Origin of the sequence: Halovivax ruber XH-70, from assembly GCF_000328525.1 — an archaeon.
Lineage (GTDB): Archaea > Halobacteriota > Halobacteria > Halobacteriales > Natrialbaceae > Halovivax > Halovivax ruber.
Genome location: NC_019964.1, coordinates 1,113,870 through 1,137,468, shown reverse-complemented (window position 1 = coordinate 1,137,468; position 23,599 = coordinate 1,113,870). Strand labels below are relative to the sequence as shown.

Below are 23,599 nucleotides of genomic sequence, written 5' to 3'. Positions count from 1 at the left end.
CCGAAAATTGATTATTGTAGCGTCGGCGACCACACTCGATTGCAGTAACACAGGTTACACTTGTTCCGGCGTCTGTATCGGGTACCTCCGGGTCGCCCAGCACCGGATGCCGATAGCATGGTCGTATCGACACGGGTTCAACTGCAGTCGAGAGAGGGCCGCACCGGTCCCAACCGGCGTCGGTTGGCATCCCGGCCGAGGATCGTTCGGTCAGTCGTCAGTATACTCGGGCGCTTCGTCGCCCTCCTCGATCGGCTCACCGGGGGCCGCGTGACCGGGTGGGCCCTCGTCTTCGATGACAGCCTCCGTCCAGTTCCCGACGCGGAACCAGACGACGGCGACGACGAACGTGGCGGCCATGCCGACGGCGTAGGCGATCCAGATACCCGCAACGCCGTAGTCGATCGAGGGGACGGTTGGGATCGTAATCGACGTGTATGGAACCGTCACGGCCGTGAACGCGAGGACGAGCGCGACAGGCACGCGAAACACCCAGCGTGACAGGAGGGAGAGGACCATCGCTTCGCGAGTGTTGCCCGCCCCGCGGAACGCGCCCTGGATGACCATCACGGCCGAGAAGAGCGCCCAGAAGGGGGCGACGATCCGGAGGAAGACAACCCCCTCTCGGATCGTCGCCCGTCTGTCGACGAACACGCCCATTGCCTCGTGGGGGAAGCCGAACGCCAGCGCCGCACAGACGGCGATGAATCCCATCGTTCCCAGCGTCGCGGTTCGGGCCACTGTCCGCGCTCGCTCGGGCAAGCCGGCACCCAGGTTCTGCCCGACTCCGGACGCGGTCGCCTGGCCGACCGCCCCCGAGACCGACCACGTCACCGACATCAGTCGAACACCGATGCCGTACGCCGCGATCGCCGCGCCACCGAACCGGGCGACGAAGCCCGCCATGGCCACCGACGCAAAACTGCGAACCCAGCCATCGAGCGTCGCCGGGTATCCGACGTCGAGCAACCGGTAGAGCATGGCCGGATCGGGTCGGAGATCCCCGAGATGGAGTTCGACGCCGTACGTCCCCTGGAGTAAAATGTAGATGCCGGCCGCCGTCGCCACGCCGCGTGAGATGAACGTGGCGATCCCGGCCCCGCGCGTCCCCAGCGCGGGGAACGGACCCCACCCAAGAATGAAGAACGGGTCGATGACGACGTTGATCCCGGCCGAGATGAGCACCAGCCACATCGCGGTTCGGGTGTCGCCAGCGCCCTGGAGGGCCGATCGAAACACGAAGAAACAGAACGTGAGCGGGAGCGTGAGGAAGATCACCTCGATGTAGGCGAGCGAATCGGCAAACACCGGCCCCTGTGCGCCCATCAACCGAAGGATCGGTCGTCTGAAGTACAGGCCGACCGCCGCGAGCACGCTCGACGCGGCGATCGCCAGTAGGATCGACTGCGCGACAGCGTGATCGGCCGTCCGTCGCCGATCGGCGCCGACGTACTGGGAGACCAGCGAGATCGTCGCCGCGGTCAGCCCCATCGCCGTCGAGACGAACATCCACGAGAGCGGAAACATGAGCGAGACCGCGGCGACGCCGACGTCCTGATCGCCCGGAATCTGCCCGACCCAGAACATATCCGCGAGGTTGTAGACCGTCTGCAGCAGGTTTCCGAGGACGAGCGGCCAGGAGAGGTGAAAGAGTTTGGGCGTGATCGCGCCCGTCGTCATGTCGATCCCCTTGCGGTCTGGCTGTGACACGAGTAACTCTCGCGTGGGGACTCGTGGAGTCGGTAGTTAAATGGTGGCACTCCACGGTGCCGTTGCCGGTACGGATCCGCGCTCGGCGTCAAGAGTTGCAATCAGCGGCGTAGACGACGGCCGTGCCGGCATCTGAACGTTGATGGCGGCCGACCGAGACGGTGTGGGTATGTCACACGATCGGGAACGGTCTCGAGCGCGGGAGCACGCATCGCTCGACCCAGAAACCGTCGATACGATCGACGAACTGCTCCGGAACCGACTGGCCGAGGACGACATCCCCGGCCTGAGCCTCGCGATCTCCGACCGGGACGGCGTCCTGTACGCGACGGGATACGGGTCGCGAGACATAGAGTCCAACGACCCGGCGACGTCCGAGACCGTCTACGGCATCGGCTCCGTCTCGAAGTCGTTCGCCTCGCTCGCGACGCTCCAGCTCGTCGCGTCGGACGAGCTGGCGCTCGACGATCCGGTCACCCACTACCTCGACGTCGATATTCCGGACGAAATCACGCTCCACCACCTCCTCTCGCACACGTCTGGCTTTCCCTCGCTCGCCGTGAGCGAAGCGCTCCTTGGCAGGCAACTGGGAATCGGCGAAGCCGGCGTCCCACTCGGATCGCGTGAAGACGTCCTCGCACACGTCGAGAGCGCAACGGACGAAATCACGGACGACCCCGGCGAACACTGGCAGTACTACAATTCGGGGTACACACTCGTCGGCGAAGTCATCGAAACAGTCACCGGAACCGCCTACACCGACCACGTCAGTCGGAAAATTCTCGGCCCGTTAGCGATGGACCGCTCCACGTTCGACGGCGACCGGTTCGACTCGTTCGAGGATCGGATGACGCCCTACTTCGCCGAGGACGACGAGCTAACGCCGTATCCGCTTCCCATCCGCGAACACAGCGCGGCCGCGGGCGGACTGCTCGCACCGGTGACGGACCTCGTCCGATACCTTCGGATGCACCTGCGAGGCGGGGAGCTCGACGGCACACGACTCTGCGACGAGGAGACGCTGCAACGAGCGTACGAGGCGCACGCCGAAACACCGGCCGGGCCGTACGGCTACGGCTGGCGAACCCGCGACGTCGGCGGCGAGTCGCTGATCGGTCACGGCGGCTCGATAGCCATCTCTACGGCCTACGCGGGATTCAGTCCAGACCACGACGTCGCGATTGCCCTCCTGGCCAACACGTCGCCAGGCTACGGCCTCGCCGAGCTCGGGAAAGGGGTCTTCGCGGCTCTGACCGGAACTGACCCGGAGACGCTACCGTTCTTCAGCCGACGAGCCCGATTCGAGGAGCTCAGTGGCGAGTACGAGTCCTACCGCGGAATCAAGCGAGCCGCAGTGGAACCGGCGGGTGGAACCCTCCGACTCAGGATCGGTGGGCCGATCGACGGCGATGGGGAGTGGCAACCGCTCGTTCCGACCGACGTCGAGGCCGGCCGGTTCGACGCGGTCTCGGCAGCCGGTGACCGGATACCCGTCCGGTTCGTTCGCAAAGGCGGAGACCTGAGTTGCTTCATCGATCGCTGGCGTCTCCACCAGTGCTGAGGCGAGGCGAGTCGCGATCGATTCGATACCGTCGCACCGACCTCGGTTTGACAGCCGACGGAGCCGAACACCGTCACGTCAGACTCTCTCCGCGACGTCAGCCTATCCGCGTGGACCTCACGTGCGCGCAACGCCCGCGTACGACGCGCACACCCGCGCTGTCTTGCGATTAGCGCCGAAACGGTTATGGGGGCAACCGGCGTAGCCGCCCCCAATGACGACCGGCACGAACCCCGTGGGAGGTGCGCCAGCGTGGAACTGATAATTACGGAGAAGGACAACGCGGCGAGACGGATCGCCGACATCCTGAGCGGCGAGTCCATGCAGTCGACGCGCGAGAACGGCGTCAACGTCTACGAGTGGGGCGGCACACGCTGCGTCGGGCTCTCCGGTCACGTCGTCGGCGTCGACTTCCCGCCGGAGTACGGCGACTGGCGCGACGTCGAACCGGTCGAGTTGATCGACGCTAGCGTCGAGAAACGGCCGACGAAGGAGAATATCGTCGCCACGCTCCGACTCCTCTCCCGGCGAGCCGAACAGGTCACGATCGCGACCGACTACGATCGCGAAGGGGAACTCATCGGGAAGGAGGCCTACGAGATCGTCCGCGACGTCGACGAAGACGTGCCAATCCGCCGCGTGCGATTCTCCTCGATCACGGAGAACGAGGTCACGCGGGCGTTCGACCAGCCCGAATCGCTCGACTTCGACCTGGCGGCCGCGGGCGAGGCCCGCCAGATCATCGACCTCGTCTGGGGCGCGTCGCTGACCCGATTCCTCTCGCTGTCGGCCGGCCAGCTCGGCAACGACTTCATTTCGGTCGGGAGAGTCCAGAGCCCCACGCTGAAACTCCTGGTCGATCGCGAACGCGAGATCGAAGCGTTCGATCCGGACGACTACTGGGAGCTGTTCGCAGAGCTCGCAAAAGACGAAGACGAGGGAGACGCGTTCGAAGCCCAGTACTTCTATCGCGACGAGGACGACAACGAGGCCGAGCGGGTCTGGGACGAGTCGATTGCCGAGTCGGTCTTCGAGACGCTCTCGTCGGCGAGCGAGGCGACGGTCGTCGACGTCAACCGACGAACGCGCACGGACACGCCGCCCGCCCCGTTCAACACCACGCAATTCATTCGGGCGGCCAGCGCGATCGGTTACTCGGCCAAGCGCGCGATGTCGATCGCCGAGGATCTCTACACTGCGGGGTACATGACCTACCCGCGAACGGACAACACGGTCTACCCGGACGATCTGGATCCGGAGGCGCTGCTCGACGACTTCGTCGGCCATCCGACGCTCGGCGAGAGCGCTGAGGACTTACTCGAGACCGACGACGACCTTGTCGCCACCGAGGGCGACGAGGAGACGACCGACCACCCGCCGATCCACCCGACGGGCGAGATCCCCGCCCGCGGCGAGGTGAGCGACGACGAGTGGGAGATCTTCGAGCTCGTCGTCCGCCGATTCTACGCGACGCTCGCCGATGCCGCTCGCTGGGAACACCTCAAGGTCGTCGCCGACGTCGCCGACCACTCGCTCAAGGCGAACGGTAAACGACTCGTCGAACCGGGCTACCACGCCGTCTATCCGTACTTCAACACGAGCGAGAACTTCGTCCCCGACGTCACCGAGGGCGAGACGCTCGCGCTGTCCGATGCCGAGATCGAGGAAAAGCAGACCCAGCCGCCACGGCGGTACGGCCAGTCCCGCCTGATCGAGACCATGGAGGAGATGGGTGTCGGGACGAAGTCGACCCGACACAACATCATCGAGAAGCTCTACGACCGGGGTTACGTCGAAGACGATCCGCCACGGCCGACGCGGCTCGCGATGGCCGTCGTCGATGCCGCCGAGCAGTTCGCCGACGAAGTGGTCAGCGAAGAGATGACCGCCCAGTTAGAGGCCGACATGGACGCCATCGCCTCCGGCGAAGCCAGTCTCGACGACGTCACGGCGGAGTCCCGCGAGATGTTAGACGAGATCTTCGACGAACTCGCCGACTCGCGCGACGAGATCGGCGACCACCTCCGCAAGTCGCTCAAGGACGACAAGCGCCTCGGCCCCTGCCCCGAGTGCGGCGAGGACCTCCTCGTTCGACGCAGCCGCTACGGCTCGTACTTCGTCGGCTGTGACGGCTATCCAGACTGCGAGTACACCCTCCAGCTCCCCTCGACGGGGAAACCACACATTCTGGACGACACCTGTGACGAACACGACCTGAAAGAGATCAAGATGCTCGCCGGGCGCCAGACGTTCGTCCACGGCTGTCCACAGTGTGCGGCCGACGACGCGGGCGAGGGGCCGGTGATCGGCGACTGTCCGGAATGCGGTGCTGAGCACGGCGGCGAGCTCGCGATCAAGACCCTCCAGAGCGGCTCACGGCTCGTCGGGTGTACGCGCTACCCCGACTGCGAGTACTCGCTCCCGCTGCCACGTCGCGGCGAGATCGAGGTGACCGACGAGCGCTGTGACGAACACGACCTGCCCGAGTTACGGGTGCACGGCGACGATGACGACGAACCCTGGGAACTCGGCTGTCCCATCTGCAACTATCGGGAGTACCAGGCACGCGAGGCCGAGAGCGGCTCCGACCTAGAGGCCCTCGACGGCATCGGGGCGAAGACCGCGGAGAAACTCGCGGCGGCCGGCATCGAGAGCGTCGACGATCTCTCGGACGCCGATCCCGACGCGATCGCCAGCGACGTCGACGGCGTCAGTGCGGACCGAGTCCGAAGCTGGCAAGCAAAGGCCTGAACGGCGGATCCACTCCGAGATGATCCGGCTGGAACACGTTCTGTTGCGATAGCCGCCACCGGGAAGCTTTTGTGAGATTCGCGCCGATGTGTGAGCGTGTTCGAATCCGTCGGAACGCTCGCTGTTGGCGCCGTCTTCGGCCTGGCTCTCGCCGCGCCGCCCGGCCCCATGAACGCCATCATCGCCGAAGAGAGTGTGCTCCGGGGCTGGTATCCGGGAGTCAAAGCAGGGCTCGGCGCGTTCACGGCAGACGCACTCTTCTTCGTCCTCACGCTGGTCGGCGTCGTCGCGGTGATCGACGCCCAGCCGGCGATTCGACCCCTCCTCTACCTGTTCGGCGGTGTCCTGATGTGTTACTTCGCCGTCGACGCGTTCCGAAGTGCGAAAGACGCCTTCGCCTCGCGCGTCGATAGCGACGATCCGGCCGCCGGATTCCGGAAGACGTTCGTCCTGGCCGCCACGAACCCCTACCAGATCGGGTTCTGGCTCACGGTAGGCGTCGGCCTCCTCGAGGAGGGGACGCTCGACGTCTTCTCGCACGTCCCGTACGTCGGCGCCGACCTCGCCGGGTCGCTCGTCGTCGAGACCGGGTCACCGACGCTCTTGCTCGGCTTCTTCGCCGGGATCGGACTCTGGGTCGTCACGTTCCCGGCGACGCTCGTCGAGGCGGAAAACCGGGTCGACGAACTCGCGCCCGTCATCGCCAGTGCGAGTGGCCTCGTCCTCGCCGGATTCGGCGTGCTCTTCCTGACGATGGGCGCGACGGGACTGCTCTAGAAGAACGGCGTCGAAAAACGAGGGCGTTCGGCGCTCACCATTTTAGCCCAGGACGTACCTGAGCCGTGGGTAGCGCTCGAGGAGTGGTCGACCGCCCACGCGGAGCCGTTCGATGCGGCTGTCGAGGCCGGCCATCCGTCCCGCCGCGAACGCCCCGATCGCGAGGAAGACGAACGCGTAGACCAGCGTCGAGTCGAACAGGGCCAGCCAGTCCCCCGCCCAGCCGCCGAGGTAGAACAGGGTCATCTGCATCGCCCCGCCGAGCGCCGCCAGTCGAACGAACGCACCCGTAATCAGGGCGATCCCGATCAGGAGTTGGGTCGCCGGGACGACCACGTTGATCGTCTCCAGGACGATCGGCGTCTCGGCCATCGCCGCGTAGAGTCCACTCACGGGACTCGCGGCATCGACACCGTGGACGAGGAAGCCGCTCGCGTCGAACGGCCACTCGCTCACCTTACCGAGGCCGGCGAACAGCATCACACCACCCATCACGATTCGTAACGCGACTACCGTCCACGCGCTGAGTGCGTGGGGTGATCCCGAAAGGGAAATTCCTCCGTACTGGGCCTCGAGCCGGTTTGCGTTGGTCGTTGACATCGTCGGTCACCTCTACAGATACACCAAGGTGCCAACATCACCTATAAGAGGACGGCCGTTCCCACCGCCGAAGAACGGCTCTCAGCAGGCGGGAGTCATCGCACCGGAAAACACCTGAGCGTAGTACGTGATCCCGCTCCGGAGTTACTCGCCCATCCCGGCAATCTCGTCTTCGAGCCACTCCCGGAACCACTTGACTCGTTTGAGTCGCTGGTGTGCCAGACTCTGGGCCGTCTCGCTCTCGACCCGGCTGACGGCATCGACGCCTCGTTCGAGGACGCGTTCGACCATCTCGTCGGCGTCCATGTGCACGCGAGACTCGTATCCCATCCTGAGGAGCATCAGTGCCGTCCCGTTCGCACCGACCTTATCGAGCAGGTCGGCCTCGATGAGACACTGCGTCTCGAGTGGCAGATCGCTCACCGATCCCTGATAGGAGTGGTTCTCCACGGCACGAGCGACCTGATCGACGAACGACTCGGGGTATTCTCCCTGTGACTGCAGGTACTCGCGTGCGATCCGGGCACCCGCTTCGGCGTGGCGATCCTGGGCAGTCTCCAGCTTCGCAACGTCGTGAAAGACCGCCGCAGTCTTCGTCACGTCGACCGCTGCCCCCTCCGCCTCGGCGATGTCGGCGGCGAGATCGGTCACGTTCAGAATGTGATTGTGGCGGTACTCCGCGGAGTGCCACGGATACCAGCGCATACGGCCGCCATCGTCCTCTTTCTCGACGCTCGCGGCGAGGTACTCGAAGACGAATCGCTTCATAGCCTCGTACTCCGCGTCGCTGACGTCCGGTTCGGTTATTTCGACGCCCACGATAGATCCCTCCGATAGTAGACACGTCCGTCGTTCATTACGTGGATATTGGGCAGATTGGGTCTTTAGCCTTTGGTTCGGGTGCAAATCTGTAATCGGCTGACGAATCGGTGTCCGCATGTGGCCGCAGACGGTGTCGTTCCGACCGTCAGCGGCGAAAGTCCGTTAGAGTCAAACGCGCCGGGGTCGAATCCCCGCCCATGAGTACCGAACAGGCGGGTCGATCGATTCGCTGTCTCGTCGCGAAGGTCGGCCTCGACGGACACGATCGTGGGGCCCACGTCATCGCCCGGGCCTTCCGCGACGCTGGCTTCGAAGTCATCTACTCGGGTCTGCACAAGGCGCCCGAAGAAATCGTTCAGGCGGCCGTCCAGGAGGACGTCGACGTGCTCGGGATCTCGATCCTCTCCGGCGCACACAACACGCTCGTCCCCAAGGTCATGGACGGCCTCGAAGAGTACGGGGCCGCCGAGGATACGCTCGTACTCGTCGGGGGCGTCATTCCCGAAGAAGACCGCGAGGGACTCGCCGACGAAGGCGTCTCCGCGATCTTCGGCCCCGGCACCTCGATCGAGGAGACGATCGAGTTCGTCCGCGAGAACGCCCCCGAGCGATGAGCGACGAGCACGCAGGCGGGAACGCCGCTCCCGAAGACAGGCTCCCCGATGGCGGTGAGGCCGCTCACGAACCGTCGCTCGTCGACCGATTGCTCGCGGGCGACCACCGGGCGCTGGCTCGCACCATCTCGACGATCGAGAACCGCCAGCCCGGCTACCGCGAACTGGTCTCGGACCTCTACGATCACACCGGAACCGCAGACGTCATCGGGGTGACCGGCTCTCCCGGTGCCGGTAAGTCGACGCTCGTCGACAAATTGGCCGAGACCTACCGCGAGCGCGGCGAGACAGTCGGCATCATCGCGATCGATCCCTCCTCGCCCTTTACCGGCGGGGCCGTCCTCGGCGACCGTATCCGAATGGCCTCGACGATCGGCGACATGGACGTCTTCGTCCGCTCGATGAGCGCCCGTGGCACCCTCGGCGGCCTCTCGACGGCGACGACGGACGCCGTCACCGCCATGGACGCCTTCGGCAAGGACAAGATCATCATCGAGACCGTCGGTGCCGGCCAGAACGAGATCGACATCGTCCGCACCGCGGACACCGTCGCCGTCCTCGTCCCACCGGGATCGGGCGACTCCGTGCAGACGCTCAAAGCCGGGATTCTCGAAATCGCCGACGTCTTCGTCGTCAACAAGGCCGACCGCGACGGCGCCGACCGCACCGTCCAGGAACTCATGGAGATGATCGAACTCGGCGACGGCCCGCGTTTCGGGGCAAGCGCCGGCCACCACGGTCCGGGGGCCACCCACGACGGGGATGCCGAGAACGAAACACAGGGCGACCACGAGGAGACCGACGGAGGCGACGTCGGCGCCTCCTGGCAGCCACCGATCGTCGAAACGATCGCGACCGACGGAGACGGAATCGACGCGCTGCTCGACGCCTTCGCCGATCACCGACAGTACCTGACCGAGTCGGGCGAACTCGCCGCTCGGAGCCACCGTCGCCACGCCGAAGAGATTCGGACGCTCCTCCGCGAGGATGTCCACGAGATGCTCGAAACCGAACTGGAGCGCCACGGCGGTGTCGACGGACTCGCCGAGGCCGTCCAGCGCGGCGAGACCGATCCGTACACCATCGCCAGCGACGTACTCGATCCCGTCGAAGGCTGTCTCGAGGAGCTCGACGTCGAGTGAGGATAGCACCGAGCGGGTAGCAACCGAGGTTCCAACCGCTGCGTTTCCATTTCTACCGCGGCCGAAACCCAACGAGCCGTTCGCCAGTCGTGTCCGTCTCGATGACCGTCGCCTCGACGGTGAGTCCGGGTTCGATCTCGTCCGGATCGAGTTCGAGGACGCGACCGGTTACTCGGATGGGGCCGAAGTCGACGATCCCGGTGGCGTAGGGTGCGTCGTCCGCGAACGCCGGGGTCGGAACGTGAGTGACCGTGAACGTGTCGAGTTCCCCGGCCGTGGGGAGCGCCGTCTTCGAAAGGTCCCCGGACCCACACTCGGGACAGACCCGTCGCGGTGGAAGTGAGCCGTGTCCCGCCGAACACTCGAGATAGAACGCCTGGTCGGTCTCCAGGGGGTCGAGCCAGTCGTCGTAGCCGTCGTGGCGAACGTCGTCGCTCATGCGACCACCTCCAGCGCGTCGCGCTGGCGTCCTCGCAGGAACTCACTGCGCTCGTTCATGCGACCACCTCCAGAACGTGGACCACACAGGAGGCCACCGTGCCACCGGCGTTGTGGGCGACGACGGTGTCGCCGTCGATCGCGTCACTATGTGGGTGATGACCCTCGAGCAGGTGAGTCAGTTCGACGAGCTGGGACGCGCCAGTCGCGCCGACCGGATGGCCCTTGGCCTTCAGTCCGCCGGAGAGGTTCACCGGAACGGGGCCGTCGACGGTCGTGTACCCGTCCCGAGCCGCGGTGATTCCCTCACCACGGTCGACGATGCCGAGCGACTCGATCGCCAGCACTTCGGCGATAGTGAAGCAGTCGTGGACTTCGGCCGCAGCGACGTCGTCGGCCGTGACACCGGCGTCTTCGTACGCCTGGACCGCGGCCTCGTCGGCAGCGGGCGAACGTGCGAGGTGCTCACGGTCGTGAAGTGCCATCCGATCGCCTCCCTGCCCGGAACCAGTGATGGCGACGGGGGCAGCGAGGTCGTGTGTCTCGGCGTACTCGTCGCTGACGAGGACGAGGGCCGCGGCGCCGTCGGAGATCGGACAGGAGTCGTAGAGCCCGAGCGGTTCGGAGACGGCGGGTGCCTCGAGGACCTCCTCGACCGAAATCTCCCGTTGGTACTGGGCCTTCTCGTTATCGAGGGCGTTCTCGTGGTTCTTCACGGCGACGTGGGCGAGGTCCTCCTTCCCACCCCCGTACTGATCGAAGTAAGCCGTGGCCATCAGGCCGTACGCACCGGGGAACGTCACGCCGGCACGGACCTCCCAGAGGTCGTCTGCAGCGATCGCGAGAGCCTCTGTCGCTCCTGCCGTCCCGAGGTGCGTCATCCGTTCGGCCCCACCGACCAGACAGACGTCCGATTCACCGTTCCGGATGCTGACGACGGCGTCTCGAATCGCCGTTGCACTCGAGGCACAGGCGGACTCGTACCGGGTTGCCGGAGCAGAGACCCCCGCCGCTTCGGCCATCAGCGGTCCCTGGTGGCCCTGGTGCTCGGCGAGTTCGCCCATGAAATTTCCGTACCTCACCATCTCGACGTCCGATCGCGAAACGTCGGCGTCGTCGAACGCAATATCGGCAGCCTCCGCGAACAGGTCGCGACCCGTTCGGTTCGGGCTGGCTCCGAACGACGTCAGTCCGACACCCGCGACGCGCACCTCACTCATATGTAGCCATCTACGAGACGGTCCGGTTAATACCTCGTGGTTTATGCACCGCATGTATCCGTCGACACCCTGCCACAGGGTGCCAGCGACCCACGTTGGGTACTTACCGTGACGCGCTTTCAGGCATGAAAGAGTCTCACTACCGCTGCCTGCAACCGGGCCCATCGAGGCTAACTACATCGATTTCCATTACAAATGACTATAACCCCTGTCCAAAAGTGTTCGGTAGATATATACGAACCGTGTGACAATGCCACTCTCATGCCCGATACTGCTGATCGGCAGAACGTGGATAGCAAGCGACGGAAGATGCTCGCCCTCATGGGAGGGAGTGCAACAGTCGGCCTGGCCGGCTGTTCTGCGCTGTTGGGAGACGACGAAGAGGACGACGAAGACGGCGGTAACGATGGCAACGACGGCGACAGTGACGCCTTCGTCGGCGCGCCGGACGATTACGCCACCCACGCAGACAAAGCACAGGCCGCATGGAACACGGTCGTCGACAACGCCGGACCTGAGGGAGCCGACATCCGGAACGAATCCTACGTCGAGATCGAAGAGGCCGTGCGGGATTCGCAGATCATGATCCCGCTCTTCCACCCCAAGGAAGAGCGGTTCTGGTACGACTACGTCGACGTGCCAAAGATCGGTCCCCTCGGTGGCCACTTCCAGCAACACCACAATACGAACGTCGAAGGCGATACCGAACTCTCCCTGATCAATGCGACGTTCGACACGCTCGACCCAGTGATGTCGGACGATACGGCCTCGAGTGAGGTTCAGGTCAATATTTACGAGACACTGACGCACTTCCCAGACGGCGTCCCAGAACTCGAAGACAAACTCGTCGAGGGCTACGAAACCTCCGAGGACGACCTGACCTGGACGTTCACCCTCAAACAGGGGGTTCAGTTCCACGACGGAACGGAACTGACAGCGGACGACGTCTACTACTCGATGCGTCGGCTTGCCGAGTCCGGTAACAGCGTCCGGGCGAGCTTCGTGCTCGACGCTCCAGCCGGCCTCGGGATGGCATACGAAGCCTCCGACGAAGAGGAAGAGGGAGCGTACGATCCGGTTCCCGACGGACTCGAGATGGAAGTCGTCGACGACTACACGTTCGAGTTCACCATCCGCGAACCGAACCCGGCCGTCCTCGACATCCTCTCGTACGGTGGCTTCGGGATCGTTCCCGAAGGGACCGTTGGTGACATCGAGGGCTACGACGGCGAAGTCAGTCACGAAGAATTCACCCAATCGTACGCGAACGGGACCGGCCCCTTCGAGCTCGATTACTTCACCGTTGGGGAGGACGTCCGTCTGACGGCGTTCGACAACTATCACGACGGTGCCCCGGCACTCGATTCCGTCCACTGGGAGATCATCGAAGACGATACGGCGATCTGGACGTACTCGATGGAGCAGAACGCCGACATTATCGGCGTCCCACAGGCGCAGTACGATCCGTCACTCATCGACGTCGAGGGGACGGACGACAGAGGTCGTGAAGTCGGTACGTACGGCCCGGTCGAAAACGGCGAAGAAGTTAATTACCTCAGTTTCGCCGGACTGGGCGTATACTACTTCGCGTACAACGCCCAGAACGTCCCTGTGGAAGTCCGACAGGCGATCGCCTACGTGACGGATCACGAAGAACTCGTCAACAACTTCCTCGACGGGCGTGGCTTCGAAGCCTTCAGCTTTACACCACCCAGCATCTGGCCGACGGGAGCGGACGGCTACGAAGACTACGTCTCTGGTTGGGCCTTTGGTCCCAACGAGACCGACCGAGACAGTGCGGGTTCGGTACTCGAAGCGGCAGGCTTCACCGAAGACGATCCGTTCCAGGTCACCTGCACGACCTACGAGAGCCAGCTCTTCCAGGACATGGCACAGAACATCAACGAGAAGCTCTCTGGACTGGGCGTCGAGATGACCCTCGAAGAGACCCAGTTCAGTACGCTTCAGTCGCGGGGTGAGGACGGCGACCTGCAGATGTACTCGCTCGGCTGGGCCTGGAGTTGGCCGTCCGCGTCGTACGGTCACTTCGGATTCGAGCCGAAGAACACCGACACCTCCGGCATGCCCGGTGACAACAACGGATACTACCTCGACTGGCAGACCAACCTCGAGGACGAAGCGTAACGACAGTCGCATCGTCGACGACCCGTTTTTTGCAGTATTTGTGGCGAACTGCGCTGAGCGGTAGCTACTACAATCGTCTACTTCTCCGACCTCGTCACCGCGAACTGACCAAGCGACGAAAATGAAATAGCATACAGTAATCTCTAAAAGAGATCAGGAGTTCGGCGTCATATCACCAGCCAACCGCGGGTTGTGGGAAGCGATAACAGAACGTTTACAACGATTGCATCGAAGTAGCGAAGTGAGACGAATGTACAAAGGACAGGGCACGCCTCTCCGATTACCAGGTGAGCAACGATGAGCCGCTGGAGCTACTTCCTCAAGCGGTTACTGTTGTCAGTTCCGGTCGTATTCCTCGTGTTGACGTTCATCTTCGTCATGCTTCGAATGGGACCGATCGACCCCGTTGCCGCTCGACTCGGACCGGAAGCAACCGGCGCAGACGCCCAACGAATGCGAGAAAATCTCGGGCTCACTGACCCACTCTGGGAGCAATATACCGAATTCATCGGTAGCTTCCTGTCGATGGACCTCGGCCAATCGTGGGTCGTCAGGCCAGGGCAAACCGTCACGGACATTATCGTCGTGTCGGGCCCACCGACGCTCTGGCTCGGATTCTGGGCGGTCCTCCTGCCGCTCTTCATCGGGATTCCGCTCGGACTCTATTCCGGACTCAACCCGAACACGAAAGGTGACTACTTCGCGACGATCAGCGCGATCCTCTGGCAGTCGATGCCAAACTTCTGGCTCGCAATCATGATCGTCGCGGTCCTCCGGCAGACACACGGTGGTGGGTGGCTGGGCTTCGACTGGTATACGTTCGGCCCAGAACTGCAGAGTATGACGGGAACGCCCGACCTCAATTTCATCGCGGAAGGTGGGGCACAGATATTCGGCGTGCTCCCCTCTCCAATGGCAATCAACTGGGGGGCGATAATGGTCGATATCAAGTTCATCCTTCCGGCCGCGCTCGTCCTCGGGTCCGCTTCGATGGCGGCTGAGGCACGAATTGGCCGGACGGCCGTCCTCGAGAACATCAACTCGAACTACGTCGAAACAGCCCGCGCCAAGGGGCTCAAGGAACGGACAATCGTCTGGAAACACATCTTCAGAAACGCACTGATTCCACTCGTCCCAGTCATCACGAGCGAAGCATACGTGTTGATCGGTGGATCAGTCATCATCGAGTATATCTTCAACATCAACGGACTGGGTAACATCTTCTTCCGTGCGATGACACAGGGAGACCTCCCGCTTGCGGGCGGGCTGTTGTTCTTCTACACGGTGATCATCATCGGACTAAACGTGTTCCAGGACTTCCTCTACACGATCATTGATCCGCGCGTGGGGTACGAACGATGAGTGTACAAACTGACAATACGGCCGCAAACGCATCGACGAGGGAAGAGGATACGACGCTTCGAGAGCGGATACGCCAAAACCCACGACCCGCGACCATCTGGTTCGCCGGGCTGGCGCTCCTGATCCTGCTCGAGTTCCCGAAGGTTATCGCGGGGATTTCTGCGATCGGCGGCGTCTTCGCATTCGTTCTGGATATCGCCCTGATGGTCCCCGACTGGATCGGGGGGAACGTTGGCGGCGGCGCTATCTCGTTTGTGGTCCACGACCTGGTGGCTATCGGGTTGTTGTTCGTCGCCTCGATATTCGTCAGTGGGTACATTCTCCCCTGGCACGTCGCAGAGCGATTCGACCTCGACGTCACACGACGTGGAAGCATCTATCTCGATCGGGCCGTCGCCACCGGCATCCTCGCCGCCATCGCGGGCATTCTCGCGTTCACCCCGATCGGCGCGCTCCTCTCGAACGAACTCAGCCTCTGGAGCTCCATTCTTGATTCGCTTACGGAACTCCCCTCACTCACGGACCGAGAACTCATCTCCAATCAGGGCTATCGATCACCCGATGGGAGCGGATGGGAAGGGACATTCCTCGGACTCGAACCCAAGCTGGCCTGGATGATTCGGGTCGGCGTCGTATACGCCTATGCGTTTGCCTTCTTGGGGTGGCTCTGGAAGGGGTACAACGTCTTCCGCGACCACTACCGTGCGGCAGATTGGACCCCCCGTGACGACACCCTCCGACGATTCCGTAACCACACGTGGGGACTCTTCGGACTCGTGGTCGTCATCATGTTCCTGGTGCTCGCGGTCTGGGCACCCACAATCAGTCCCGTCACCGCCGAGGCGAACATCTACTCGACGTACGAACACGAGGTAACCTACTTGGGAGACGACGGGACACTCGAGACGGTTACCCATGGGGTGGCAAATCTGGACAGTCAGTCCCGCGGGAACGAGAACGTCGGAATCTGGAGTTACGACGATTACGGTCGCTGGCAACCATTCGGAACGACACCACACGGCCAGAATCTCATGACACACCTCGCGTATGGCGCGCAAACCTCCCTCATCATCGGGGTCCTCGCGATTGGCCTCGGTGGCTTGATCGCGGTGCTACTCTCCCTCGTAACGGCCTACTACAAGGGAGTCGCCGACGTCATCACGGTGATCGCCAGCGACACGATCATCTCCATCCCGTTGTTCCTGCTCGTGATGATGCTCTCGGTGATCTTCAACGAGGGTGATCACTGGTTGGCGGAACCGATGGACGGTGGGCTGTTACTGGCCCTCATCTTCGCCTTCGCGTACTGGCCAGGACTCTGGCGCTCGATTCGTGGCCCGTCGCTACAGGTGTCCGAAGAGGAGTGGGTCGACGCCGCGAAGAGTTACGGCCAGACGCCGTTGAAAACCATGCGAAAGCACATGGCACCCTACATCGCCGGCTATATCATGATCTACGCGTCGCTGATCGTCGGTGGCGTCATCATCGCCACGTCGGCTCTCTCGTTCCTCGGTCTCGGGATCAATCCACCGACCCCCGAGTGGGGGCGACTCATCGCAGACGGACGTCAGTACGTCTCGGGACCGTCGTGGCACATCGCGACGGTTTCGGGGATCATGATCGTCCTCGTCGTCACCGCGTTCAACGCACTGGGCGACGGGATTCGGGATGCAATCGATCCCGAAGCAGACGTTGGCGGTGATGGTGGTGCGGCTGCAGGAGGTGGTGGATAATGTCTATGCAATCTACAGTCGGCAAATCGAAAACCAGGGCGGAACCGATCATCTCGGTGAGTAACCTGCAGACGGCGTTTTTCACCGAGAAAGAGACGATTCGCGCGGTCGACGGCATCTCGTTCGACATCCACCCGGGGGAAACGGTTGGTATCGTCGGCGAGTCGGGCTCAGGAAAAAGTGTGACGGCACGCTCGATCATGGGGCTCGTCGACTCACCGGGTCGTGTCCTCCCGGGGAGTTCGATCAGATTCAATCACCTGGATGCCGTTCAGGAGTATGCAGAACGGTTCCCCGAACATACCGTCGACATCGGGGCATACGAGTCACAGTACGATTCGGGAGAGATTCTCGATCACCCCTCGGTCGATGTCGGACCGGCAGAGCTGGGGTACGATCAGGCCGAAGACGTTCCCATCGAAGTGATCGTTGCAGCCGGCTTTACGGAGCCGTTCGACCGAGTATCCGACGACGACTTCGTGTTCGTGACCGGCGGTGATCCAGCCGTCCCCGAACAGATCACCGACGGCTTCATCGAACTCACCAACCTCTCGGGGGAGTCCCAGCGCCTCATTCGCGGTGGGCGTATCGCCATGATATTCCAGGACCCCCTGACCAGCCTCAACCCTGTTTACACGGTCGGCAACCAGATCAAGGAAGCACTGGCACTCCACCAGGGCCTGAAAGGCGAAGAAGCGACTCAGGAGGCAGCCGATCTGCTCGAGGCTGTCGGAATTCCCGACGCGCGCCGACGCGTAACCGAGTACCCACACCAGTTCTCCGGTGGGATGCGCCAGCGTGCGGTGATCGCCATGGCGCTGGCCTGCGAGCCCGACATGCTCATCTGTGACGAGCCAACGACGGCGCTCGACGTCACGATCCAGGCGCAGATTCTCGAGTTACTGGAAGAGATTCAGAACGAACGGGACGTCGGGATCATGTTCATCACCCACGACATGGGCGTGATCGCGGAGATCACGGATCGAGTCAACGTCATGTACGCCGGTGAAGTTGTCGAATCGGCTACTGTCACAGAACTCTTCAAGAACCCGAAGCATCCATACACGAATGGGCTCCTTCGGTCGATCCCTGGCCAACAGCAAGGAGATCGACTGGCGACGATCGATGGCACTGTTCCGACACCGAACGAGAAGGCGACGTACTGCCGGTTCGAACCACGTTGCCCCAAATCGTTCGACGAGTGCTCGGCAGTCCACCCGGAGCCAGTCCCGGTGAACGCGAACGCGGACGACCACAAAGCCGCGTGCCTGCTGTATCCCGAAGACAAGTCGACGGTGGCCGCCGTTGAGCAGCATCAAGAGCAAGGATATGCCACACAGGTTCCAAAATCACAGTCAACAGGTGGTGACGAATGAGTCAAAACGTCGTATCGTCTGATTCCACTCGGACGCCCCAGACAGCAGAGACGATGATCGAAGTCGACGAGCTGAAGACCTACTACGAGGGCAACAGTCTGTTCGGTGGGACGCCCGTCAAAGCCGTCGACGGTGTCACGTTCGACATCCAGCAAGGTGAGACGCTCGGCCTGGTCGGTGAGTCCGGGTGTGGAAAGACGACACTCGGTCGGACACTGATCCAGCTCGAAGAGGCAACCGGTGGAGAGATCCGCTTCGATGGAAAGGACATCACGACGCTCAGCCGCGACGAACTCCACCAGTGGCGGAAGAACGCCCAGATGGTGTTTCAGGACCCGGACTCCAGCCTCAACGATCGGATGACGATCGGAGAGATCGTCCGGGAGCCACTCGACGTTCACGAGATCGGGACACCGCGTGAACGTCGACAGAAGGTGAAAGAGTTGCTCGACACCGTCGGGCTCCAGCGCGAGCACTACTTCCGATACCCGCACCAGTTCTCGGGCGGGCAGCGCCAGCGGATCGGGATCGCGCGAACACTCGCACTCGAACCGGACTTCATCGTCCTCGACGAACCCGTCTCGGCACTCGACGTCTCCGTCCAGGCCGAGATTATCAACCTCCTCGAAGATCTCCAGGAGGAGTTTGGACTCACCTATCTCTTCATCGCTCACGACCTCTCCGTCGTCCGCCACATCTGCGACCGCGTCGCGGTGATGTACCTCGGGAACATCATGGAGATCGGGCCGACGGAGGAGTTGTTCACCGATCCGGCGAATCCATACACACACTCGCTGTTGTCGGCAATCCCTGAACCCGATCCGACCGCAGAGAGAGACCGGATCACGCTCCACGGGACCCCGCCGAACCCGCGATATCCCCCGTCTGGCTGTCCATTCAGCACCCGCTGTCCGGTGGCCATCAAACCAGAGGAGTTCAGCGATCTCGACCCCAACCTGTGGACCCGCATCGTCCAACTCCGAGAGGTACTCGGCGAGAGACTGCGGGCTGACCGATCCGTCCGTGAGCGAATTCGTGAGCGACTCGGCAAGGAGACGCGATTCGGAACGATGGAAGAGACGGTGAACGAGCTGTTTGGCGAGTTCGACCTTCCAACAGATGTCGAGACCGAGATCCATCAGATCGCGCATCTCGCCCAGTCCGATGGAGAGGCCGCTGCACTAGAGCGATACGGGACCGTCTTCGGCAGCATCTGTGATCAGCAGGATCCGCACTTCGTCGAGGAGGAAGATGCCGCTGACGAGGGGACGCAGGGAGAAAGAACGGCCGGCTCCGAGATATCCGGCCCGAACCATCAGAGCTACTGTCACAGACACAAAGCCGAGTTCGACGATCCCGAGGCAGTGATCAAGGCCCGCGACGTCTGATATGGGAGCCCGGGATACAGTTGCAGAATGGCTGCGCCAGCACGTCCCTGCCTGGATTTACGCGTGTACGTACGCGTTCGTCGTCGTAGTGGCACTCACCTGTGTGGCGCTCTTGTTCACCCTCCTGACCGGCGGTGACCTGGTCAGAGCCAAACTCTTCCTCTTTTTCGGAGGATGGATTTTGCTGGCCATTGCCACGGCCCAACTCTGGCCACAGCGGGGATCGGAGGACGAACCGGTTGACTCGTACGACGAAGCGGTCGAAACGGTGGCGCCAGATGGTCGAATGCAACGAATCGCCAACGCCATCCCGCCAGCACGGTGGGTCAGACGACCACCGCCACCGGAGCGCGTCTCGATGGCTGGAAAGCAGTTTCTCGCCGCCGTCGCAACCCTGGCTGTCTCCTTCTTCATAGAAACGGCACTCGGAGTGGCCTAATTACCGGGAAACTCCGTTCAACAGGACAGGTCGACGTGGGCTCTCTCGAAAAGAGTTATCCGGATGCTCTTCCCAGTGGGTTTCATGAGCGAGAATCAACCTGCAGACCCACACAGCGAGCGGGTGAAAGATGCAACCGCTGCAGAGACCGAAGCCTGGAAACAGGAACTCGAAGAGATGGAACAAATCGCCCAAGAGCGCCGAGACGACGGCTGGGAGGTCCTGACTATGAGCGCAGGGCATACGAATACAGTCAGCCGAGACGGTGACGCGGACGAGCAATTCGGCATTTGTCATATCGTCCCAGATAGTGATGCCGACGCGTTTGCGGAGTTTTACGACGAGGAATCGTTCACCGAGTATCTCGTGTACGGGCGTCCGATCGAAGCGTACCTGTACCTCGTTACCGAGTTGATCGATCCAGTGAACGAGCGCGCAGTCCTCATCGCTGGCCGATACAACAGAATGTACGCAGACGGGATGATTAGCGATGCCAACGAAGAAGGTGTCCTCTACACACACGTGCAGAAGATTAACGGAACTGTCGTTGGAAGCTTCGAGCACGAGACGTACGGCCCCCTGATCGGCGAGCCGGAAGAGCCCGGCGTAGCCGAGTAATCGGCTCCCGGACCGCCCGAACTGCCGGTACACCGCGTCTTTTTACCCGGGCAGCCGACTAGCGAGTACATGCCAACGCATTCTCTCGACGAGGCGATGATCACCGAGCTCACCGAGACCAGCGGCGTCCCTGGCTACGAAGATCGCGTACGGACACTCGTCCAGGATGCGTTCGACGAGTCGGTCGACCGGGTCCGAACGGACGCGATGGGAAACGTCGTCGGCACGATCGACGGTTCGGGCGACCACGAGGTCGCCGTCGCGGCCCACATGGACGAGATCGGGTTCATGGTCAGCCACATCGAGAGTGACGAGGATGGCAGTGGATTTCTCGAACTCGATCCCCTGGGCGGCTGGGACCCTCGTGTTCTCAAAGCCCAGCGCGTGACGGTCCACACCGAAGACGGCGACCTTCCGGGCGTCATCGGCTCACCACCACCGCACACGATGGACGCCGAGGAGCGCGAGGCCACCCCGGACGTCGACGACGTCTACATCGATCTCGGACTCCCCGCCGAAGACGTCGAAGATCGCGTCGCAGTCGGCGACCTCGTCACGATGGATCAATCGACGGAGACCGTCGGCGAGTTGCTCACCGGGAAGGCGATGGACGACCGGATCTGTCTCTACGCCATGCTTCAGACGGCCGCAGCGATCGAAGACCCCGACGCCACGATCCACTTCTGTGCGACCGTCCAGGAGGAGGTCGGCCTCCGCGGCGCACGGGCACTCGGTGTCGACGTCGATCCGGACCTGGCGATCGCGATGGACGTGACGGTCGCGAACGACGTTCCGGAGTTCGACGAGGGCGAGCACGTCACCCGACTCGGCGACGGAACCGCGATCAAGCTCAAGGACGGCAGCGTCATCACCAGCCCGAAAGTACACCGGCGATTCAAATCCATCGCCGAGGACGAGGAGATCGACTACCAGCTCGAAGTGCTTCCCGCCGGCGGGACGGACACGGCCGGCTTCCAGCACACCCACGGCGCAAAACCGGTTGGCGCGCTCTCGATTCCGAACCGGTACATGCACACCGTCACCGAAGCCGTCCACCGCGACGACGTGGCAGCGACGGTCGACCTGCTGACGGCCTTCCTCGAACGCGAGGACGGAACGGTCGACTACACGTTGTAGGCGCCAACAGCCACCCAGACGCGCTCGGGTGACGGTCTGGACGAAACGCTATTTTTCGGAACCACAACCCATATTAACTTCCTTTGGAGACGTGTTAGTATGAAACGGAGAACGGCCCTCACTGGCGTCACCGGTGCCATCGGCGTCGGTCTGGCAGGCTGTCTGACCGACATTGGCGACGACACAGAGCCCGAGACGGACGGTTCGACGGAATCGGACCCGTGCGAGAGCGGACGGAAGCTCATCGAAGCGATCGCGGACGAGGAGTACGAGCAGGCAGCAGAATACGCACCGATCGAGTTCGATTCCTCCCAACGGCTGTCGGCCATTGGAGAACTGTACAAGCGGGCGGAGTTGCCATCGATCGAGCAGATCGAGTGCGCGGGGACGACAGACGAGACAATCAGAGAGTACGATCGGGAGCTCGATGCCGACGTAGCAGACGCTGCCTCCGTCGAGTACGCGCTCACGACATCGATTGCCGACGAATCCGTCGACCTCACCGTCGAGGTAACGGCCATCGAAATCGACGGCGAGTGGTACACCTGGATTTCCGATGGGCTGGTGACGCAGGTGAATCCCGACGTCCGCACCGAGGGTAACGGAACCAACGCTGTGACGATCACGTTTGCCGACCGAGGCGCTGCCAAGCGAATCTACGTCCAGGGAGAGTCGATCGAATCACCGACCGATTACCAGTTGATACGCGAGGAAGAGTCGCTGACCCTCTCTACCGACGAAGTTGGAGCAGGGCGATTCGACGTGGTTGGGGAGGGATGGAACGGCCAGACGGAAGTCGTCTCCCAGTTCTCGCTCGGAAGGCGGGAAAGTTGGGCCGACGTCGAGGAAATCGTCTTCCGGGCGATGACGACGTCGTGGGTTGGCAAACAACCTGCCCACATCGCAGGCGTGGACAATCCGACCTTGATCCTCGAACGGGGCCGCGAGTATCGCATCGGCTGGGACGAGGGGAATGGGGCGGGGCACAATCTGGAACTGCGAAACGCCGACGACGAGGTCGTCGACGACTACGCGACCGAGGTGACGATGGAACCAGACGAGAGCCAGATTCTCACCGTCACCGCGACAGACGAACTGGCTACCTACCGGTGCGTGCCCCACTCGGGGATGGAAGGCGAGATCGAGGTCGTCGACGAACTGTAGTGCCGTCCTTCACTTCGTAGTCACGAACCGTCTCCCCCCACGGGCGCCTCACAACACCGACGACCCGGGCTGTTCGTGAACCGTGAGTTCGACGTCGCGAGTCTCACCCTCGATATCCGCGACCAGTCGACGGACGACCTTCTCGGCCTCGTCGTACAGCCGCGGCCGGACGAGTCCGATGACCCGGTCGAGCGAGACGAATCGGGGCAGGCTGATCGCGTTCGAATCGGCCGTGTGCGGGTCGTACGCGACGTCGAAGAACAGGCGACTCGCCGTCTCCACGTCGGGTGGGGCAGCGTCGGGGGCCGGTTCGATCCGCCACTCGCCGGCAGCGTCGACGTCTTCGCGGAGGCGCCACGCGAGCCGTTCGGGTGCGTCGATCGCGGTCACTTCGGAGCGAGCGGTGTAGGTGAGTTTCCACCACGAGAAGTCGAGATCGTAGCGCGTCCCGACCCCGCCGTCGCCGTCGGCCGAGACCGCATCGAGGACGGAGGCGTAGTTCGGGTACGTCCGAAAGTCCCTGACCGTCTCGAAGACGGTTTCCGGCTCCCGGTGAACGAGCGTGCTGAGGACGATCCGATCCACACTCGCTCATCGCGGGC

Annotated in this window: 20 protein-coding genes; 14 read left to right on the top strand and 6 right to left on the bottom strand. The window is 62.9% G+C overall.

Annotation, left to right across the window (positions count from 1 at the left end; genetic code table 11):
- Positions 1-210 precede the first annotated feature (210 nt).
- Complete coding sequence (locus HALRU_RS05345; RefSeq protein WP_245547803.1) at positions 211-1,680, bottom strand: MATE family efflux transporter; 1,470 nt, start codon at positions 1,678-1,680, stop codon at positions 211-213.
- 199 nt (positions 1,681-1,879) lie between these two features.
- Between HALRU_RS05345 and HALRU_RS05340 the strand changes: the two genes are divergently transcribed.
- From HALRU_RS05340 to HALRU_RS05330, 3 genes are all read left to right on the top strand, one after another.
- Positions 1,880-3,271 carry a serine hydrolase gene (locus HALRU_RS05340; RefSeq protein ID WP_015300380.1) on the top strand — a complete coding sequence of 464 codons (1,392 nt, stop codon included), beginning with the start codon at positions 1,880-1,882 and terminating at the stop codon, positions 3,269-3,271.
- Between the two features lie 252 nt (positions 3,272-3,523).
- On the top strand, positions 3,524-6,022 hold the full coding sequence (locus HALRU_RS05335) for a DNA topoisomerase I (protein WP_148680449.1): 2,499 nt from the start codon (positions 3,524-3,526) through the stop codon (positions 6,020-6,022).
- Positions 6,023-6,118: 96 nt separating this feature from the next.
- Positions 6,119-6,799 carry a LysE family translocator gene (locus HALRU_RS05330; protein WP_015300378.1) on the top strand — a complete coding sequence of 227 codons (681 nt, stop codon included), beginning with the start codon at positions 6,119-6,121 and terminating at the stop codon, positions 6,797-6,799.
- Between the two features lie 42 nt (positions 6,800-6,841).
- Here the strand turns inward: HALRU_RS05330 and HALRU_RS05325 are convergent, their stop codons facing one another.
- Positions 6,842-7,399, bottom strand: a complete 558-nt coding sequence (locus HALRU_RS05325) for a DoxX family protein (RefSeq protein WP_015300377.1) — start codon at positions 7,397-7,399, stop codon at positions 6,842-6,844.
- A 144-nt stretch (positions 7,400-7,543) separates the two neighbouring features.
- Positions 7,544-8,218, bottom strand: a complete 675-nt coding sequence (locus HALRU_RS05320) for an HD domain-containing protein (RefSeq protein WP_015300376.1) — start codon at positions 8,216-8,218, stop codon at positions 7,544-7,546.
- Positions 8,219-8,418: 200 nt separating this feature from the next.
- On the opposite strand from HALRU_RS05320, the gene HALRU_RS05315 reads away from it, so the two are divergent.
- Positions 8,419-8,835, top strand: a complete 417-nt coding sequence (locus HALRU_RS05315; RefSeq protein ID WP_007697638.1) for a cobalamin B12-binding domain-containing protein — start codon at positions 8,419-8,421, stop codon at positions 8,833-8,835.
- Positions 8,832-9,977: a methylmalonyl Co-A mutase-associated GTPase MeaB gene (gene meaB, locus HALRU_RS05310; RefSeq protein ID WP_015300375.1), complete on the top strand. Its 1,146-nt coding sequence runs from the start codon at positions 8,832-8,834 to the stop codon at positions 9,975-9,977. Before HALRU_RS05315 ends, meaB begins: the two co-directional genes overlap by 4 nt.
- Before the next feature lie 52 nt (positions 9,978-10,029).
- Here the strand turns inward: meaB and HALRU_RS05305 are convergent, their stop codons facing one another.
- Positions 10,030-10,416, bottom strand: a complete 387-nt coding sequence (locus HALRU_RS05305) for a Zn-ribbon domain-containing OB-fold protein (protein WP_015300374.1) — start codon at positions 10,414-10,416, stop codon at positions 10,030-10,032.
- A gap of 55 nt (positions 10,417-10,471) precedes the next feature.
- Positions 10,472-11,635, bottom strand: coding sequence for a thiolase C-terminal domain-containing protein (locus HALRU_RS05300; RefSeq protein WP_015300373.1), 1,164 nt, complete (start codon positions 11,633-11,635; stop codon positions 10,472-10,474).
- A 261-nt stretch (positions 11,636-11,896) separates the two neighbouring features.
- Between HALRU_RS05300 and HALRU_RS05295 the strand changes: the two genes are divergently transcribed.
- From HALRU_RS05295 to HALRU_RS05255, 9 genes are all read left to right on the top strand, one after another.
- Positions 11,897-13,780: an ABC transporter substrate-binding protein gene (locus HALRU_RS05295; RefSeq protein WP_015300372.1), complete on the top strand. Its 1,884-nt coding sequence runs from the start codon at positions 11,897-11,899 to the stop codon at positions 13,778-13,780.
- Positions 13,781-14,077: 297 nt separating this feature from the next.
- Entirely contained in the window at positions 14,078-15,142 is a 1,065-nt protein-coding gene (locus HALRU_RS05290) for an ABC transporter permease (RefSeq protein WP_015300371.1), read from the top strand.
- The gene (locus tag HALRU_RS05285) at positions 15,139-16,875 is read left to right on the top strand and encodes an ABC transporter permease (RefSeq protein ID WP_015300370.1); all 1,737 of its coding nucleotides are present in this window, start codon (positions 15,139-15,141) and stop codon (positions 16,873-16,875) included. Before HALRU_RS05290 ends, HALRU_RS05285 begins: the two co-directional genes overlap by 4 nt.
- Positions 16,875-18,251 carry an ABC transporter ATP-binding protein gene (locus HALRU_RS05280; protein WP_015300369.1) on the top strand — a complete coding sequence of 459 codons (1,377 nt, stop codon included), beginning with the start codon at positions 16,875-16,877 and terminating at the stop codon, positions 18,249-18,251. The genes HALRU_RS05285 and HALRU_RS05280 overlap by 1 nt, the downstream gene beginning before the upstream one ends.
- Complete coding sequence (locus HALRU_RS05275; protein WP_015300368.1) at positions 18,248-19,639, top strand: ABC transporter ATP-binding protein; 1,392 nt, start codon at positions 18,248-18,250, stop codon at positions 19,637-19,639. The genes HALRU_RS05280 and HALRU_RS05275 overlap by 4 nt, the downstream gene beginning before the upstream one ends.
- Before the next feature lies 1 nt (position 19,640).
- Entirely contained in the window at positions 19,641-20,078 is a 438-nt protein-coding gene (locus HALRU_RS05270) for a DUF7555 family protein (RefSeq protein WP_015300367.1), read from the top strand.
- An 84-nt stretch (positions 20,079-20,162) separates the two neighbouring features.
- Complete coding sequence (locus HALRU_RS05265; protein WP_015300366.1) at positions 20,163-20,696, top strand: DUF7529 family protein; 534 nt, start codon at positions 20,163-20,165, stop codon at positions 20,694-20,696.
- 69 nt (positions 20,697-20,765) lie between these two features.
- Entirely contained in the window at positions 20,766-21,833 is a 1,068-nt protein-coding gene (locus HALRU_RS05260) for a M42 family metallopeptidase (RefSeq protein WP_015300365.1), read from the top strand.
- Between the two features lie 99 nt (positions 21,834-21,932).
- Positions 21,933-22,997, top strand: coding sequence for a cupredoxin domain-containing protein (locus HALRU_RS05255; protein WP_015300364.1), 1,065 nt, complete (start codon positions 21,933-21,935; stop codon positions 22,995-22,997).
- Between the two features lie 48 nt (positions 22,998-23,045).
- Here HALRU_RS05255 and HALRU_RS05250 read toward each other — a convergent pair whose 3' ends face one another.
- The gene (locus tag HALRU_RS05250) at positions 23,046-23,582 is read right to left on the bottom strand and encodes a type II toxin-antitoxin system RatA family toxin (protein ID WP_015300363.1); all 537 of its coding nucleotides are present in this window, start codon (positions 23,580-23,582) and stop codon (positions 23,046-23,048) included.
- Positions 23,583-23,599 lie beyond the last annotated feature (17 nt).

What these genes read in the sequence shown, in the direction of transcription:
- HALRU_RS05345 (WP_245547803.1), bottom strand. Translation starts at nt 1,680, where the DNA reads ATGACGACGGGCGCGATCACGCCCAAACTCTTTCACCTCTCCTGGCCG.
- HALRU_RS05340 (WP_015300380.1), top strand. Translation starts at nt 1,880, where the DNA reads ATGTCACACGATCGGGAACGGTCTCGAGCGCGGGAGCACGCATCGCTC.
- HALRU_RS05325 (WP_015300377.1), bottom strand. Translation starts at nt 7,399, where the DNA reads ATGTCAACGACCAACGCAAACCGGCTCGAGGCCCAGTACGGAGGAATT.
- HALRU_RS05315 (WP_007697638.1), top strand. Translation starts at nt 8,419, where the DNA reads ATGAGTACCGAACAGGCGGGTCGATCGATTCGCTGTCTCGTCGCGAAG.
- meaB (WP_015300375.1), top strand. Translation starts at nt 8,832, where the DNA reads ATGAGCGACGAGCACGCAGGCGGGAACGCCGCTCCCGAAGACAGGCTC.
- HALRU_RS05305 (WP_015300374.1), bottom strand. Translation starts at nt 10,416, where the DNA reads ATGAGCGACGACGTTCGCCACGACGGCTACGACGACTGGCTCGACCCC.
- HALRU_RS05300 (WP_015300373.1), bottom strand. Translation starts at nt 11,635, where the DNA reads ATGAGTGAGGTGCGCGTCGCGGGTGTCGGACTGACGTCGTTCGGAGCC.
- HALRU_RS05295 (WP_015300372.1), top strand. Translation starts at nt 11,897, where the DNA reads ATGCCCGATACTGCTGATCGGCAGAACGTGGATAGCAAGCGACGGAAG.
- HALRU_RS05290 (WP_015300371.1), top strand. Translation starts at nt 14,078, where the DNA reads ATGAGCCGCTGGAGCTACTTCCTCAAGCGGTTACTGTTGTCAGTTCCG.
- HALRU_RS05285 (WP_015300370.1), top strand. Translation starts at nt 15,139, where the DNA reads ATGAGTGTACAAACTGACAATACGGCCGCAAACGCATCGACGAGGGAA.
- HALRU_RS05280 (WP_015300369.1), top strand. Translation starts at nt 16,875, where the DNA reads ATGTCTATGCAATCTACAGTCGGCAAATCGAAAACCAGGGCGGAACCG.
- HALRU_RS05275 (WP_015300368.1), top strand. Translation starts at nt 18,248, where the DNA reads ATGAGTCAAAACGTCGTATCGTCTGATTCCACTCGGACGCCCCAGACA.
- HALRU_RS05270 (WP_015300367.1), top strand. Translation starts at nt 19,641, where the DNA reads ATGGGAGCCCGGGATACAGTTGCAGAATGGCTGCGCCAGCACGTCCCT.
- HALRU_RS05265 (WP_015300366.1), top strand. Translation starts at nt 20,163, where the DNA reads ATGAGCGAGAATCAACCTGCAGACCCACACAGCGAGCGGGTGAAAGAT.
- HALRU_RS05260 (WP_015300365.1), top strand. Translation starts at nt 20,766, where the DNA reads ATGCCAACGCATTCTCTCGACGAGGCGATGATCACCGAGCTCACCGAG.
- HALRU_RS05255 (WP_015300364.1), top strand. Translation starts at nt 21,933, where the DNA reads ATGAAACGGAGAACGGCCCTCACTGGCGTCACCGGTGCCATCGGCGTC.